We start from the raw sequence: 15,716 nt of genomic DNA, 5'->3' as shown, positions 1-15,716 counted from the left end.
GGTGGTTTTACGGCTTTGCGCCACACAATCGTGACGTGCAAGGCGGTGCATTAGAGGAAAGCGGGCAACAGGTGTCAGGCCCTGCCAAAAGCGCAACCTTCGAAAAGCTCAGCCGTTTGCGGCGTCGCAGACGTGTGCAAAACGCGGCGACTTTGGGCCTTGTGCTGTTGGGGCCGGTATTGGCAATCGCAACCTTTGTGATCCTTGGCCCGCTGGACAAAGGGGCAAACGCCCCCAGCCTGCGGCTGATGTTGCTGACCGATCTGGTCTATATCCTTGTGGTCGCTGCATTGGTGTTGCAACGGGTCGCTAAAATGGTTGCCGCACGGCGGGCGCATTCGGCCGGATCGCGGTTGCACCTGCGGCTGACCGGTGTGTTCGCGGTGGTCGCCCTGATCCCAACCATTCTGGTGGCTGTTTTCGCGGTTCTGACGGTAAACGTCGGGCTTGAGGGGTGGTTTTCGGATCGCGTGCGACAGGTGGTCGGCACTTCGCTTGAGGCCGCGCAGGCCTATCAAGAGGAACACCGCGTCGCCCTGACCAAAGATACCGAAGCCCTTGCCAATTACCTGAACCGCGCGCGCCAATCGACGTTTTTCCTGAATGATGGCGATCTGCGCGAATTTCTGACACAGGGGCAGGCCCAGATCCAGCGGGGCCTGCGCGAAGCCTATGTGATTGATGGCGGGGCACGGCTGCGGGCCCGCGGCGCGCGATCCTATCTGTTCGATTACGAGGCGCCGACACCCGACGATATTGCCAAGGCGGATCAGGGCGAACTGGTGATCATTCAGGACTGGGACAACAATGAATTTCGCGCCCTGAAAAAGCTGGACGCCTATGTGGACCGTTATCTTTACGTCTCCCGCGTGGTGGATGGCGATATCCTGAACCTGTTGGATGACACGCAGGAAACCGCGCTGTTATATCAGCAACTGGAAAAAGACCGCGGCAAGATGCTGTTTGAATTCGGCCTGTTGTATATCGGCTTTGCGGTGATCCTTATTCTGGCGGCGATCTGGCTGGGGCTTTGGTTTGCCGAACGCCTGTCGCGCCCAGTGGGCCGTTTGGCGGGGGCGGCGCAACAGGTGGGGACGGGCGATCTGGATGTGCAGGTTGTCGAGGAGGCGGGCGACGATGAAATTGCCATGCTGGGGCGCTATTTCAACCAGATGACGCGGCAGTTGAAGGGGCAGCGCGATACGCTGCTGGAAAACACCCGCCAGATCGAACGCCGGCGGCGGCTGTTTGATTCTGTGCTGTCCTCGGTGGCGTCGGGGGTTGTCGGGGTGGATGCCGATGGCAAAGTCACCTTCGTGAACCGCTCTGCCGAACGGCTGCTGGCATTACCGGATGAAGACAGCGGCGATATTACCGTGGCCGTGCCGGAATTCGGCCCGTTGCTGCAAAAACTGCGCGACAAGAATACCGAAGTGGCGCAGGAAGAAATCAAACTGACCCGCGACGGCAAACTGGAAAACCTATTGGTGCGGATCAGCACACGCCGCAATAACGACGGACGGCTTGAGGGTTATGTGATTGCCTTTGACGATGTCACCGATCTGGTTTCTGCGCAACGAATGGCCGCCTGGGGCGATGTGGCCCGCCGGATCGCCCATGAAATCAAAAACCCGCTGACTCCGATCCAGCTGTCCGCCGAACGGCTGAAACGCAAGTTTTCCCCGATGGTTGGTGATCTGGCGGATACGCTGGAACAATATACCGATGTGATCATCCGCCAGACGGGGGATTTGCGCCGGATCGTGGATGAATTCTCAAAATTCGCCCGTATGCCGGAACCCGAGCTGCGCACCCATGACCTGACCAAAATTCTGCGCGATGCGGTGACATTGCAGGAAAGCGCGCTGCCGGATGTGGCCATAAAGGCTGACCTGCCGGATAGTGCGGTAATGGCCGAAGTTGATGCAACCATGATTTCGCAAGCCTTGGTCAATCTAATCAAGAACGCAGGCGAAGCGATTGAAAGTTTACAGAAAAAAGGTGCGCCTGAGGGGTACAAGCCGGAAATCCATGTGGAAATGACAGCCGATGACGGAACGGTCAATATAAACATTTCCGACAATGGTATCGGCCTGCCCGAAGACCGGGCGCGCCTGTTTGAACCCTATGTGACGACACGCGAAGAAGGCACGGGTCTGGGTCTGCCGATCGTGAAAAAGATTATCGAGGAACACGGTGGCACGCTGATCTTGCGGGATGCCGAAATCTTTGAAGGGAACACCCGTGCCGGTGCACGGGCCGAAATACGTTTGCCAGCCAAATTTGTGAGCGGCAGCAACGACAACAGCAGAGGTAATTGATATGGGTGATATTCTTATTGTTGATGACGAACGCGATATTCGCGAATTGATTGCGGATATTCTAAAGGACGAGGGCTATACCACCCGTCTGGCGGCCAATTCGGATGACTGTATGAAACAGGTCAATGCCGAGCCACCGGCGTTGATGATCCTTGATATCTGGCTGAAGGACAGCCGGATGGACGGGATCGACATTCTGAAAACTGTCAAACGCGACAACCCCGATATTCCGGTGGTGATCATTTCCGGTCACGGCAACATTGAAATCGCCGTCGCCGCGATCAAGCAGGGCGCATATGATTTCATCGAAAAGCCCTTTAATATTGATCAATTGATGGTGGTTGTGGCCCGGGCGATGGAAACATCCCGCCTACGCCGCGAGAACCTGAAACTGAAGCGCGGCGAAACCGGTTGCGCCGAAATGCTGGGCGAAAGTGCCGCGTTCAAGGCGCTGAAAACCAATCTGGACAAGGTGACCAATTCAAACGGTCGCGTCATGCTGACTGGCCCTGCGGGGGCAGGCAAGGAAGTGGCCGCGCGCTATATCCACGCCAATTCTCCGCGGGCCTCGGGGCCGTTTATTTCGGTCAATTCCGCATCAATTGAACCGGACCGTATGGAAGAAGTGTTGTTCGGGCGCGAAACGCCTGATCGCGGGGTCGAGCCGGGCCTGCTGGAGCAGGCGCATGGCGGGGTGCTGTATTTTGACGAAGTGGCGGATATGCCGTCCGGAACGCAATCGAAAATCCTGCGGGTGCTGGTCGATCAACAGTTCCACAGGGTGGGCGGTGCCGACAAGGTGCGCGTGGATATGCGGGTTATTTCCAGCACCAATAAAAATCTGGAATCCGAAATTGCGGCCGGCAATTTTCGCCAAGAGCTGTTTCACCGTCTGAACGTGGTGCCGATCTATGTGCCATCGCTTGAGGAACGCCGCGAGGATATTCCGCTGCTGGCCGAGCATTTCATCGCCGAGCTGAATAAAACCCAAGGGTTGCCATTGCGGCCGTTGTCGGACGAGGCACGAGCCCTGATGCAAACCATGCATTGGCCCGGAAACGTGCGCCAGTTGAAAAATGTGGTCGAGCGCATTCTGATCCTTGGCTCGGACAGTGGTCCGATTACGGTCAAGGAACTGCCGACAACCGAAGACACATCCCAAAGCGAGGGGCGCGTGGTTCTGTCGTCCGGATTGGCCACATTGCCGCTGCGCGAGGCCCGCGAGATGTTCGAGCAGGAATATCTGATGACCCAGATCAACCGCTTTGGCGGCAATATCAGCCGCACGGCCAGTTTTGTCGGCATGGAACGCTCGGCCCTGCATCGCAAGCTGAAATCGCTGGGCATTGTCACATCCAGCAAAGGCGGCGCACGGGTGGCGCATGTGGATGATCCAGTCAAGGAATAGGGTCAGGAATACCACGCAATGGGCATTGGTTCAGGGGATCAGATTGACGCCTGACGGTGCATCTGGCATGGATTGGGCCTTACGGTCCTAAAAGGTGGTGTGATGAAGGTTATCATTTGCGGTGCTGGTCAGGTCGGGTGGCAGATCGCCCGCCATCTGTCGGGTGAAAACAACGATGTAACGGTTGTCGATAACAATCCCGAACTGGTGCATCGCGCCACGGAAACGCTGGATGTGCAGGGGATTGCCGGTTTTGCCAGCTATCCCGATGTGCTGGAACGGGCCGGCGCGCGGGATGCGGATATGATCATCGCCGCCACCTATTCGGACGAGGTAAACATGGTCACCTGTCAGGTGGCCCATTCCGTGTTTGAAATCCCGCGCAAGATTGCGCGCTTGCGGGCGCAAAGCTATCTGACCGCAATCTATTCCGATCTGTACCGCCGCGAACATATGCCGATCGACGTGGTGATCAGCCCTGAACGCGAGGTGGCCGAGGCCGCCTTGCAACGTCTGTCCGCCCCTGCCGCATTCGACACTGAAAGTTTTCTGGACGGGAAATCCGAACTGCTGGGTATCCTGATCGAAGAAGACTGCCCCGTGGTCAACACCCCTCTGCGCCAGTTGACCGATCTGTTTTCCACCCTCAGTGCCATTGTCGTCGGGATCCGCCGCGACGGCACATTGTTTGCCCCTGATGCCGGCGATCAGGTGTTTGTCGGCGATGAAATCTATGTGTTCACCAATAACGAAGACGTCACCCGCACGCTGGAAGTATTCGGCAAAACCAACAAGAAACAGGACCGGATTGTCATTCTGGGCGGCGGCAATGTCGGGCTTGCAGTGGCCGAGGCGCTGGAAACCCGCGCTGACCGCATTCGTGCCAAAGTGATCGAGAAAGACCGCGCCCGTGCCGAAGTCGCCGCCGATGCGCTGGAAAAAACGATTGTGCTGCATGGCGACGGACTGAGTGCCGAATTGTTGAAAGAAGCCGGAATTGACCGCGCCGATGCTATTCTTTGCGTCACGGATGATGACAAAACCAACATCCTTGCCGCAGTTCGGGCCAAGGCCGAAGGCTGTCCAATGGCAATCTGTCTGGTGAATGACCCATCCTTGGTGCCGCTGATGAAGCCGATGAATATCGACGCCTACATCAACCCGCGCGCCACGACGGTTAGTTCGATCCTGCGCCATATCCGCCACGGGCGGGTCCGTGCGGTTTATTCGATCGGGGATGCCGAGGCCGAGGTTATCGAGGCACAGGTGATGTCGACCTCGCCCATCACCGGCAAGAAAATCGCCGACATCGACTTTCCCGAAGGGGTGCTGGTCGGGGCCATTATGAAAGACAACAAGGTCGTGCGCCCCCGTGGCGATACCCGCATCGACGAAGGGGATGTGATTGTGCTGTTTTCCATGCCCGATGATGTCCTCGAGGTGGAGCGGCTGTTGCAGGTCTCCATCGATTTCTTCTAGGGGGCAGGGATGCTCGCACGCCTGATAAACCTGCCATTACTGGTTATTCTGATGGGGATCGGGGCAGGGGCGATGTATATTCCGGCGATCTATGCCTATGTCGGGGATGACCTGCATGTGGCGCGGGTGTTTTTATATGGCGGCACCCTTTTCCTGATCCTGACAACATTGATCGGTATTGCCACATCCCCGGGCAAAAGCAGCAACCTAGTGCGCTCGCATCTTCTGGCATTGCTGGGAACATTTACAATCCTGCCGATCATGCTTGCCATTCCGTTTTACGAGGCCCTGCGCACCACCTCGTTCCTGAACGCCTATATCGAGATGGTCTCTTCGCTGACCACCACCGGCGCAACCCTGTTCGAGCCGGATCGCCTGCCGGATGCCCTGCACCTGTGGCGGGCGCTGGTTGGCTGGATGGGGGGCTTTCTGGTCTGGGTCATGGCCATTGCAGTCCTTGCCCCGCTGAATCTGGGCGGGTTCGAAGTAACAGCCGTGAACAGCAACAATAGCCATTTCACCCAGATCACCAATACTGCCAATACCTCGGAACGATTGACCCAATACAGTGCGCAGCTTTTTCCGATCTATGCCGGGCTGACCATGATCCTCTGGATTGCTTTGCTGATAGCGGGGGATCAGCCGTTGGTCGCGGTAACACATGCGATGTCAACGCTGTCGACCAGCGGTATTTCCGCTGTCGGGGGCAAGAACAACGTCACAGGAAGCGGCATAACAGGAGAAGTCCTGATATTCGGGTTTATGGTTTTTGCAATCTCGCGGCTGACCTTTTTCAAGGATCGCCAAGGGGGGGGATTGCGCCAGCTGCGCGATGACCCCGAGTTCCGCTTGGGCTTGTTTTTGGTCATTCTGTTGCCTGTCGTTCTTTTCTTGCGCCACTGGCTGGCCGCCTTTGACACAGATACCGAAACGGATCTGATGGCCGCCGGTCGTGCCTTTTGGGGGGCGATGTTTACGGTGATGTCTTTCCTTACCACAACCGGTTTTGAATCAGTGGATTGGGCCGACGCCCGTAACTGGTCCGGATTGCAGACACCGGGGCTGATCATGCTGGGGTTGGCAATTATTGGCGGCGGGGTTGCGACCACGGCTGGCGGGGTCAAACTGATGCGGATTTATGCGCTCTATAAACACGGCAGCCGCGAGATCGAGCGCCTTCTTCACCCGGACAGCGTTGCCGGTTCCGGGGTCAAAGCCCGTTATATCAGACGGTCGGGTGCGCAAATATCGTGGATATTCTTCATGCTGTTCAGCATGTCTATTGCAATGGTTATGCTGGCTCTTTCGTTGACGGGACAACCCTTTGAGCATGCCATGATTTTCACCGTATCAGCACTTTCAACAACGGGTCCGCTGGCAGCCATCGCGGCCGATACGCCCTTGTTTTATACTGATCTGGATGCGGTCGCCAAACTTATTCTGGCGGCGGCCATGGTGTTGGGACGGCTTGAAACCCTTGCCATTATCGCCCTGTTAAATCCCTCATTGTGGCGCTCCTGAACAACAGTTTGTCGCTTAATGCGCTAGGGGGTTGATTTTAGGGCTGGAATCTCTCTCAAAGCCTCTTCATACTTGCGCCTGTGTAAAACAGATAATTGCCCAACAGGGGCAGACCACAATAAAAAGGCGAAAGACCAATGGCTGCCGACAGACAGAATCTGCAAGATGTATTCCTGAATCATGTGCGGAAAACCAAAATTCCGGTCACGATTTTCCTGATCAACGGTGTGAAACTGCAGGGGGTCATCACATGGTTTGACAACTTCTGCGTTCTGCTGCGTCGCGACGGGCAGGCACAGCTGGTTTATAAACACGCTATATCCACCATCATGCCGGGCGCGCCGATCAACCTGTATGATGGTGAAGAAGAATAAGCGCTGATGGAAATTGATCCCCCGCGCAACACCCGCGCATGGGTTCTGCATCCCGAACTGAAATTCGACAACTCCCGCCGCGATCCCGTTGCGGCGCTGGACGAAGCTGTGGCCCTGGCCGAAGCCATGCCCGAAATGGAAATCGTTGGGTCCAATATCATCCCGCTGCGCAGCGTGCAGTCGGGTGTATTGTTCGGCAAAGGAAAGATTGCTGAATTGAAGGCCATATTCGAGGCCGAAGAAATCGAACTGGTGCTGATTGACGGTGCCCTGACACCGGTGCAGCAGCGCAATCTGGAAGAAGAGTGGGGCGTCAAAATTCTGGATCGCACTGGCCTGATCCTTGAAATCTTTTCCGACCGTGCCCGCACCCGTGAAGGTGTGTTGCAGGTTGAAATGGCAGCCCTGTCCTATCAGCGCACCCGTCTGGTACGCGCCTGGACTCACCTTGAACGCCAGCGCGGTGGTCTCGGCTTTGTCGGCGGTCCCGGCGAAACCCAGATCGAGGCCGACCGTCGCGCGATCGACGACGCGATCACCCGTATCAAACGCCAATTGTCCAAAGTGGTGAAAACCCGCGAATTGCACCGCGCCTCGCGCAAGAAGGTGCCGTTTCCGGTGGTGGCACTGGTGGGCTATACCAATGCGGGCAAATCTACGCTGTTCAACCGTCTGACCGGCGCAACCGTGATGGCCAAGGACATGCTGTTTGCCACGCTTGATCCGACCATGCGCTCGGTCGAACTGCCATCGGGTCAGGAAATTATCCTGTCCGACACGGTGGGCTTTATTTCTGAACTGCCGACCGAACTGGTCGCGGCCTTTCGCGCCACGCTCGAGGAGGTGCTGGACGCCGATCTGGTGGTGCATGTGCGCGATATTTCACACCCCAACACGGTGGAACAGGCCCGCAATGTGGCCAGTATTCTGGAGCAGTTGGGCGTGGCCGACGATGCGCCGATGATCGAGGTCTGGAACAAGCTGGACCTGTTGCCGCCCGCTGAACAGGATGCCATTCAGGAAAAGGCCGCCCGCAAGGATGATAAATTCGCAGTGTCGGCGATCACGGGGCAGGGGATCGAGGAATTGCTGGGTGCCATTTCCGCAACCCTGACCGTTCCTAAAACCGAACGCGAGTTGCTGATACCCTTTAGTGACGGGCGCAAACGCGCGTGGCTGTTTCAGGAAGGCGTGGTCACAGGCGAGGATCAGACCGAAGAGGGTTTCAAACTGACTGTGCTGTGGACCGCCCGACAGGAAAAGAATTTCCGCGAGATGTAGGTGCCGAAGATTGCACATAATGTGCTGTGGCGCACGATACCTGTGTGCCGGTGGCTGTATCTTTGCCCGCGCGCACCGATCTATATTTGACCGATACGCACCGCAACCAGCGACGAGGGTATCAGATGTCATTCAGACCGGTAAAATCATCAACACTTGCGCAACCCACTATCGAGGGGGCAGGCGTCAAACTGCACCGCGCGTTCGGGTTTCACAATCCGGATATGTTTGATCCCTACCTGCTGTTTGACGATTTTCGCAATGAAAACCCCGAGGATTATGCCGCCGGTTTCCCGTGGCATCCGCATCGCGGCATTGAAACCATTACCTATGTTCTGACCGGCAGTGTGACGCACAAAGACAGCCTGAACAACGAGGGCACTCTGGGGGCAGGTGCGGTTCAGTGGATGACGGCTGGCTCGGGTATCATGCATCAGGAAATGCCCAAAGGAAACGCACAGGGGCAGATGCACGGGTTTCAATTGTGGGCCAATCTGCCTGCCAGCCTGAAAATGACCGCCCCGCGCTATCAGGACATCGCGGGCAAGGACATTCCGGAAATCATTGATGATGACGGCACACAGGTTCGGGTGATTATTGGTGAATTCTGGGGCAAACGCGGCCCGGTTGACGGCATTGCGGCGGACCCGCAATACCTGGATATTTTTGTGCCGGCGGGGCTTTGCAAAACCTTTCAGGTGGATACCTACCGCCATGCCTTTGCCTATGTGTTTGAAGGGGCGGGCCGGTTCAAAGAAACAGCCCAGCCCAAGGGGGTGTTGCTGGAAAAAGAGGTTTTGGGCGAGGAGTTGAACATCCGTGATCTGTCGGGGGACCGCACCCTGATCCAGTTTGGAAACGGTGACGAGGTGACAGTGCAGGCCGGGCCGCAGGGTGTTCGGTTTTTGCTGATTTCCGGCGCGCCTTTGAACGAGCCGATCGCGTGGCATGGGCCGATTGTGATGAACACCCGAGACGAGCTGAAACAGGCGCTGCGGGATCTAAACAACGGCACATTTGTCAAACCGGTGCATTAGGGGGGAAACGATATGGGGTTGCTTCAGGACGGAAAATGGGTTGATCAATGGTATGAAACCAAATCGACCGGTGGCCATTTCAAACGCACAAACGCGCAGTTTCGCAACTGGATCACCGCCGATGGCTCTGCCGGTCCCGGCGGCACGGGCGGGTTTAAGGCCGAGGCGGGGCGTTATCACCTGTATATCTCGCACGCCTGCCCGTGGGCGCATCGCACGATGATTTTTCGCACCCTGAAGGGGTTGCAGGATATGATTTCGGTCTCGGTGGTGAACTGGTACATGCGCGATGATGGCTGGACCTTTCATGCGGGCGATGGTGTGGTTCCCGACCCGCTGAACAATGCCGAATTTCTGCATCAGGTCTATACGGTTGCTGATCGGGCCTATAGCGGGCGGGTTACGGTTCCAGTGCTGTGGGACAAGAAAAACCAGACCATCGTCAGCAATGAATCCTCGGAAATCATCCGCATGTTCAACAGCGCCTTTGACGGTCTCGGGGCTGCCAAAGGGGATTATTATCCCGAAGCCCTGCGCCGCGAAATTGACGCGATAAACGCCCGTATCTACAGCACATTGAACAACGGGGTATATAAATCCGGCTTTGCCACCACTCAAGCCGCCTATGAAGAAGCCGTCATAGCGTTGTTTGAAACGCTGGATTGGCTGGAAGGGATATTGGCAGAAACCCGATATCTGACGGGGCCGGACCTGACCGAAGCCGACTGGCGTCTGTTCACAACTTTGGTGCGGTTTGATCCGGTTTACGTTGGCCATTTCAAATGCAACTTGAAACGCATCGTGGATTACCCGAATCTTTCAAATTACCTGCGCGATTTATACCAGTATCCCGGAATTGCCCAAACAGTGCATATGGATCACATCAAGAACCACTATTACGCAAGCCATGAAACGGTGAACCCAACAGGCATTGTGCCGCTTGGACCGGTGATGGAACTGGATGCGCCGCACAATCGGGCGGGGTTTACTTCGCAGGCTCCAGCACCGTAATCCCCGCCGCCGCTGCACGGGCTAGTTCGGGGTCCAGTGACATCGGGATATATTCGCCGCGCCGCCACAATTCGCCCAGATTGTCATAGAAGCGCGACAGGGGGTGCCCCGACTGGCCGGTGGAAATCACAAACACCGAACTGTCCGGATCGGCAAAATCGTAGACCCCGCGAAAACCGGCGCCATGCACATTCTGAAAGGGCTTTACATTGCCGCCACGGGTACGCCCGCGTTGCAAGGTATTGTCGCCACCAGACGTAGACTGGCGGATATTCACGAACCATTTCAGCACCGGAATGTCCCCCAGAACCGCGTGGTCATGGGTGGCCTGATGGGCATCGCCCCAGCGCAGCGCCTCAAGGTTGGTGCTGTAGTTTTCGCCAATCCACAACAGCGCATCATCCAGCGCCATGCGCGCGATGTCGGTGCAGCTTTCGGTGGCGGCGGATTGCAGGATGTCACACCATGCGCCCGCAGCATCGGTGTTGCGAAACACCCGTTCAATGAACAGCGGTTCCACATGTGTGAATTTTGCCGATAGCGGCCCCATTTCATCGCGGATCAGCCGGTCCTGCAAGGCGCGCATCCAGGCCGCATAGATCAGCGGCTCGGGCATGTGTTCGTTCATTTCGCCGTTCCAGTTGGCCAGCAGGTCCAGTGCGCGCTGTCGCTGGCGTTCGGGGGTGCCTTCGGGGGCGGCTTCACCGGTGAACCACAGGTTTGCCGCCACCAGCGGCAGCAGGGCACGCGCGGTATAGCTGACGGTGTCAAGCTGTGCCTCGATGAAACTTTCGCGGGTGTGCACCTCGCGGCTTTGCATCAGACGTTTCCATCGCAGAACCCGCTGTGTATCGCCCCATGTAAAGCTGACATGGCGCGGAAAGGGGCGGTCGATCATCTTGTTGTTGGTATTGCCGACGATGCCGCCTGCCGGATTCATAAAGGTGGGGTTGTCGACATAGGGCATCCGTCCTTGCCAGCGGTTGGCCGCAATCCAGCCGGGCGAGGGGATACGCCCCTGCGTCTGGCTGTTTCGATCACGTTTCGGGATCGCGCCGATGGTTTTCATCGCCACACTGTCCCCGTCCGCCAGCACAAGGTTCAATGCCGGGGCCAGATACCCCTTTGTCTGCGCCAGTGCCTTGCCGATGGTTTTGGCCTGCATCAACCCCATTAAAGCGGAAACCGAGGTATCCGCCGGACTAAGTGCGGTCCACGCCACGGTGGTGACATGGCCAGCCGGTGTGATGCTGCCCAGATCATAATGACTGCCGGGCAGGACAGGGCCGTTATCACTCCATTGCAATTTCAGGGTCAGCGGGCCTTCGTCCTTGATCCGGATGATGGAATCGCTGGTCAGGAAGGGTTTGTAGCCGTCCGGTGTCAGGTATTCATCCGGGTTATCGGGGTTCAGTTTTTCGATATAGACATCCTGGTCATCGACATAGGCGGTGGTGATGCCCCACCCCAGATAATCACTGCGGCCGGTCATAATGGCCGGAATGCCGGGGATGGTGCCACCGATGATTCCGCCCTGTGCCAGTTCCAGCCGCGCCAGATACCATATGGACGGCGCGGAAAACCCATAGTGGGGATCATTGGCCAGCAATGTGCCACCCGCGGCCGAACGGGACGGGGCGGCTGCCCATGCATTCGAGGCACCGGCAAAGGCGCGCGGCTTGAACGGGGACAGCGGGTCCAGCGGGGTCGGGCCGTTTGTGGCGTAACGCGGCACGGTCGGGAACAGGCTGGCGTATTTCGGCAAGGCGGCAATGGTGGTGGTGCCGGGCGCATCGGGCAGGATGTCCAGCACCCGGTTTGGCGACAGGATCAACGAGGCCTGGGCACGGATCACTTCCTGTTCCAGATGGCCGGACATTTGCAGCGCCATCAGTTTAAGAATTGCAACCGAATCTGCCGGTTGCCACGGGGCAATTTCATTGCTGAACAAGAAGAATTCCGGCGCCCCACGCCCCAGTGCCTCTTTGTTGATTTCCGTTAGCCAGGCGTTCACCCCCGCCGAATAGGCCTGAAGCGCGGCAAGGGTTTTCGCATCCTGTGCCTGAACCGAGCGCACCGCCAGATTATAGATATCCAGCCGCCGCATCAGTTTGTCGATCTCCAGCGTGCGACGCCCGAACTGTTCCGACAACCGCCCCTGCGCGGTGCGCCGCAGCATGGTCATTTGCCACAACCGGTCCTGCGCATGGGCAAAGCCAAGCGCATAAAACGCATCGCGGTCGTTTTCGGCGAAAATATGCGGCACATCGGCGTTGTCGCGCACAATTTCGACCTTGCCGGAAATCCCCGCCACCTGATGGGTCGCATCATAGTCCGGCAGGGAGCGTGAGGCGAGGTAATAAACCGTCCCCGCCACCAGCAAGGTCAGCACGAAAAGTCCGACCAAGATGCGGATAAGCCAGCGGAATATGAATGCCATCAACCTGATTTCCCGGTTTGTATTGATACATGCCCGTTCTTGACGGGGCTTTACCTGACGTTCAATACAGGGTCAGGCATGGCATGACAATTCAAAGGAATGAACAATGGCAAAAGTCGCGTTTTTGGGCCTCGGGGTGATGGGTTATCCGATGGCAGGGCATCTGGTGGCCGCGGGTCACGAAGTATGTGTTTACAACCGCACCACGGCCAAGGCCGAAAAATGGGCTGCGGAATTTGGTGGGCGGTTTGCCACCACTCCACGCGAGGCGGCACAGGGGTGCGAATTTGTGATGTCCTGCGTGGGCAATGACGACGATCTACGTGCGGTTTGTCTGGGTGATGACGGGGCCTTTTCCGGCATGTCGGCGGGCAGTGTGTTTGTCGATCACACCACGGTTTCGGCCAAGGTGACGCGGGAACTCTATGCCGCGGCCAAGGATTTGGGGATCAGTTTCGTGGATGCGCCGATTTCCGGCGGGCAGGCGGGGGCGGAAAACGGGATCCTGTCGGTGATGTGCGGCGGGGATGAAGACGCTTATGCGCACGCCGAACCGGTGATTGACGCCTATGCCCGCACCTGTCGCCGTCTGGGCGAAAGCGGATCGGGGCAGTTGACCAAGATGGTAAACCAGATTTGCATCGCCGGACTGGTGCAAGGGCTGGCCGAGGGGCTGCATTTTGCCGAAAAGGCGGGGCTGGACGGACGCGCGGTGGTGGATGTGATCAGTGGCGGGGCTGCGGGCAGCTGGCAGATGCTGAACCGCTATGAAACCATGATTGACGATGAATTCGAACATGGTTTTGCTGTGGACTGGATGCGCAAGGATCTGGGGATTTGTCTGGATACTGCGGACGAAAATGGCGCCAGCCTGCCGGTGACGGCGCTGGTGGACCAGTTTTACAAGGACGTGCAGAAACTGGGCGGGGCGCGGTGGGATACGTCAAGCCTGATCAAACGGCTGCGGGCGATGGGATAGGGTAAAACCCTGTAAAACCAATTCGTTACTGTCAGTTTGTAACGTGCCTAAAAAGAACCACTAAACCGGTTTAGTGGTTCTTTTTCGATGTGCCATTTTTTCTGCTGAAACCGCAGAAAAACCGGATCAGCCTATGGAAGGATCCGCGTGTATTTGGTGCCTTCCAGTGTGGCGCCAACCATCAGACCAGCCTGGCCAAAGATCACAGCCACAACCGGCGCAAGCGCCACAGTGGTTTCGGTGCTAACGTTGCCGCCATTGTCATTTAGTGCATATTCCAGATCGGCGCCTGCGGCCCAGCCGGACGAACGGCGGAAATCGGCAAGGGCTTCGTCTGTCATAAAATAAAGAACATGCGAAAACTGCTGCGCGCCGATTTGCAATCCAAAGCTGGCGGCGGCGGCGGAATAGTAATCAACGGTAACGCCATTCACCCGCAAGGCACCACGCCCGTAAGAGCCACCCAAACCAAAGCCCGCTTTGGTGATCAGCGGCATGACCAGCATGCCAACGGCCTTGTTCTCAAGTTCCAGTGTGGCCGGATAGCGATTGTGCATCTGGTTCAGCATGGCATCAACGCGTGCGTCGATTTTGGCGCTGCCGTTACTGCCGATGCCATTACCGCATGCAGCGGTGGTTGTGGCCAATGCGCCGGTTACAAAAAGTCGACGGGAAAGTCTGCTCATGGGTTATACCCCTTTGTGTTTGTGCCTGTGTCTGCCTGACTTTGCCGGCCTTATCTGGCCGATCCTTATGCAACTATAAAGGATCACGGCAAGGGTGTCATCCTTTGGTTTTACCTTTCGGCAGGTCTTTGCGTAGATTTTAGTCGTTCAGCGCCCGTGCGACCTGCGGTGCAAAATAGGTCAGCACCCCGTCACAACCCGCGCGGCGAAATGCCATCAGGCTCTCCAGCATCACCGCATCGCCATCGATCCAGCCATTATCGGCTGCGGCCATGATCATCGCGTATTCCCCCGACACCTGATAGGCAAAGGTCGGCACGCCGAATTCGACCTTCACCCGTCGGCAGATATCCAGATAGGGCAGGCCGGGTTTGACCATCACCATATCCGCCCCCTCAACCAGATCGCGTTCCACCAGACGCATGGCCTCGTCCGAGTTGGCGGGGTTCATCTGGTAGGTTTTCTTGTCACCTTTCAGGGCACCCGATGCGCCAACCGCATCGCGAAACGGGCCATAAAACGAACTGGCGTATTTGGCGGAATAGGACAGGATCGACACGTCCTTGTGCCCCTCGGCTTCCAGTGCGGCCCGCATTGCACCAATGCGCCCGTCCATCATATCGCTCGGCCCCAGAATATCGGCGCCCGCGTTGGCCTGTGCCAGCGCCATTTTCACCAATGCATCCACAGTTTCGTCGTTCAGGATCACGCCATCTTTGACAATGCCGTCATGCCCCTGCGCGTTATAGGGGTCCAGCGCGATGTCGGTCATCACGGCCACTTCCGGCACCGCGTCCTTAACAGCGGCAATGGCGCGATTGGACAGGTTGTCGGCGCTCCAGGCCTCGCGGCAGCAATCGGTTTTCAGGGCCGGATCGGTGTAAGGAAAGATACAGATCGCCGGAATACCCAGATCGGCCGCCTCGCGCGCGGCTTGGACAATCAGGTCGACTGACCGCCGCTCGACTCCGGGCATCGAGGTAACAGGCTGTCTCTCGCCACTGCCTTCAACTACGAACATCGGCCAGATAAGATCATTCACCGACAGGGTATTTTCCTGACACAGCGCCCGAATAGAGGCGGAGCGGCGGGTGCGCCGAAGGCGCGTGGCGGGGAAGGGGGCGAGGTTATGACGCATTAATAACTCTTTCGTGTTGACCTCTTATTGGTTACATGGAT

General features: G+C 57.4%; 12 protein-coding genes. 9 read left to right on the top strand and 3 right to left on the bottom strand.

The features are described from left to right. The first annotated feature begins 71 nt into the window (after nt 1-71). From BAR1_RS08165 to BAR1_RS08130, 8 genes are all read left to right on the top strand, one after another. The gene (locus BAR1_RS08165; RefSeq protein ID WP_118942564.1) at nt 72-2,321 is read left to right on the top strand and encodes a sensor histidine kinase NtrY-like; all 2,250 of its coding nucleotides are present in this window, start codon (nt 72-74) and stop codon (nt 2,319-2,321) included. 1 nt (nt 2,322) lies between these two features. Beyond that, nucleotides 2,323-3,729, top strand: coding sequence for a nitrogen assimilation response regulator NtrX (ntrX, locus tag BAR1_RS08160; RefSeq protein ID WP_118942563.1), 1,407 nt, complete (start codon nt 2,323-2,325; stop codon nt 3,727-3,729). 102 nt (nt 3,730-3,831) lie between these two features. After that, nucleotides 3,832-5,208: a Trk system potassium transporter TrkA gene (gene trkA / locus BAR1_RS08155; RefSeq protein WP_118942562.1), complete on the top strand. Its 1,377-nt coding sequence runs from the start codon at nt 3,832-3,834 to the stop codon at nt 5,206-5,208. 9 nt (nt 5,209-5,217) lie between these two features. Further along, the gene (locus BAR1_RS08150; RefSeq protein WP_118942561.1) at nt 5,218-6,729 is read left to right on the top strand and encodes a TrkH family potassium uptake protein; all 1,512 of its coding nucleotides are present in this window, start codon (nt 5,218-5,220) and stop codon (nt 6,727-6,729) included. Nucleotides 6,730-6,866: 137 nt separating this feature from the next. After that, entirely contained in the window at nt 6,867-7,103 is a 237-nt protein-coding gene (gene hfq, locus BAR1_RS08145) for an RNA chaperone Hfq (RefSeq protein WP_118942560.1), read from the top strand. Between the two features lie 6 nt (nt 7,104-7,109). After that, nucleotides 7,110-8,384: a GTPase HflX gene (hflX, locus tag BAR1_RS08140; RefSeq protein WP_118942559.1), complete on the top strand. Its 1,275-nt coding sequence runs from the start codon at nt 7,110-7,112 to the stop codon at nt 8,382-8,384. 125 nt (nt 8,385-8,509) lie between these two features. Continuing rightward, nucleotides 8,510-9,421, top strand: a complete 912-nt coding sequence (locus BAR1_RS08135) for a pirin family protein (protein WP_118942558.1) — start codon at nt 8,510-8,512, stop codon at nt 9,419-9,421. Between the two features lie 12 nt (nt 9,422-9,433). Then, on the top strand, nt 9,434-10,432 hold the full coding sequence (locus BAR1_RS08130; RefSeq protein WP_118942557.1) for a glutathione S-transferase family protein: 999 nt from the start codon (nt 9,434-9,436) through the stop codon (nt 10,430-10,432). On the opposite strand, the gene BAR1_RS08125 is transcribed toward BAR1_RS08130, so the two are convergent. After that, a complete protein-coding gene (locus tag BAR1_RS08125; RefSeq protein ID WP_118942556.1) occupies nt 10,407-12,872 on the bottom strand; it encodes a penicillin acylase family protein in 2,466 nt (821 codons plus the stop codon). The genes BAR1_RS08130 and BAR1_RS08125 overlap by 26 nt on opposite strands. A 106-nt stretch (nt 12,873-12,978) precedes the next feature. Between BAR1_RS08125 and BAR1_RS08120 the strand changes: the two genes are divergently transcribed. Further along, the gene (locus BAR1_RS08120; protein ID WP_118942555.1) at nt 12,979-13,851 is read left to right on the top strand and encodes an NAD(P)-dependent oxidoreductase; all 873 of its coding nucleotides are present in this window, start codon (nt 12,979-12,981) and stop codon (nt 13,849-13,851) included. A 131-nt stretch (nt 13,852-13,982) separates the two neighbouring features. Here BAR1_RS08120 and BAR1_RS08115 read toward each other — a convergent pair whose 3' ends face one another. Together BAR1_RS08115 and hemB are read right to left on the bottom strand one after the other, a co-directional pair. Then, complete coding sequence (locus BAR1_RS08115) at nt 13,983-14,537, bottom strand: lipid-binding SYLF domain-containing protein (protein ID WP_118942554.1); 555 nt, start codon at nt 14,535-14,537, stop codon at nt 13,983-13,985. Between the two features lie 139 nt (nt 14,538-14,676). Then, the gene (gene hemB, locus BAR1_RS08110; RefSeq protein ID WP_118942553.1) at nt 14,677-15,675 is read right to left on the bottom strand and encodes a porphobilinogen synthase; all 999 of its coding nucleotides are present in this window, start codon (nt 15,673-15,675) and stop codon (nt 14,677-14,679) included. Nucleotides 15,676-15,716: the final 41 nt, after the last annotated feature.

The organism is Profundibacter amoris (genome assembly GCF_003544895.1).
Taxonomy (GTDB): Bacteria; Pseudomonadota; Alphaproteobacteria; order Rhodobacterales; family Rhodobacteraceae; genus Profundibacter; species Profundibacter amoris.
The sequence above is the reverse complement of the archived record's forward strand: the minus strand, read 5'-3'. Positions and strand labels throughout refer to the sequence as shown.

Coding starts and splice junctions, on each gene's coding strand:
- hflX (WP_118942559.1), top strand. CDS start 7,110: ATGGAAATTGATCCCCCGCGCAACACCCGCGCATGGGTTCTGCATCCC.
- hfq (WP_118942560.1), top strand. CDS start 6,867: ATGGCTGCCGACAGACAGAATCTGCAAGATGTATTCCTGAATCATGTG.
- BAR1_RS08130 (WP_118942557.1), top strand. CDS start 9,434: ATGGGGTTGCTTCAGGACGGAAAATGGGTTGATCAATGGTATGAAACC.
- BAR1_RS08135 (WP_118942558.1), top strand. CDS start 8,510: ATGTCATTCAGACCGGTAAAATCATCAACACTTGCGCAACCCACTATC.
- ntrX (WP_118942563.1), top strand. CDS start 2,323: ATGGGTGATATTCTTATTGTTGATGACGAACGCGATATTCGCGAATTG.
- trkA (WP_118942562.1), top strand. CDS start 3,832: ATGAAGGTTATCATTTGCGGTGCTGGTCAGGTCGGGTGGCAGATCGCC.
- BAR1_RS08125 (WP_118942556.1), bottom strand. CDS start 12,872: ATGGCATTCATATTCCGCTGGCTTATCCGCATCTTGGTCGGACTTTTC.
- BAR1_RS08150 (WP_118942561.1), top strand. CDS start 5,218: ATGCTCGCACGCCTGATAAACCTGCCATTACTGGTTATTCTGATGGGG.
- hemB (WP_118942553.1), bottom strand. CDS start 15,675: ATGCGTCATAACCTCGCCCCCTTCCCCGCCACGCGCCTTCGGCGCACC.
- BAR1_RS08115 (WP_118942554.1), bottom strand. CDS start 14,537: ATGAGCAGACTTTCCCGTCGACTTTTTGTAACCGGCGCATTGGCCACA.
- BAR1_RS08120 (WP_118942555.1), top strand. CDS start 12,979: ATGGCAAAAGTCGCGTTTTTGGGCCTCGGGGTGATGGGTTATCCGATG.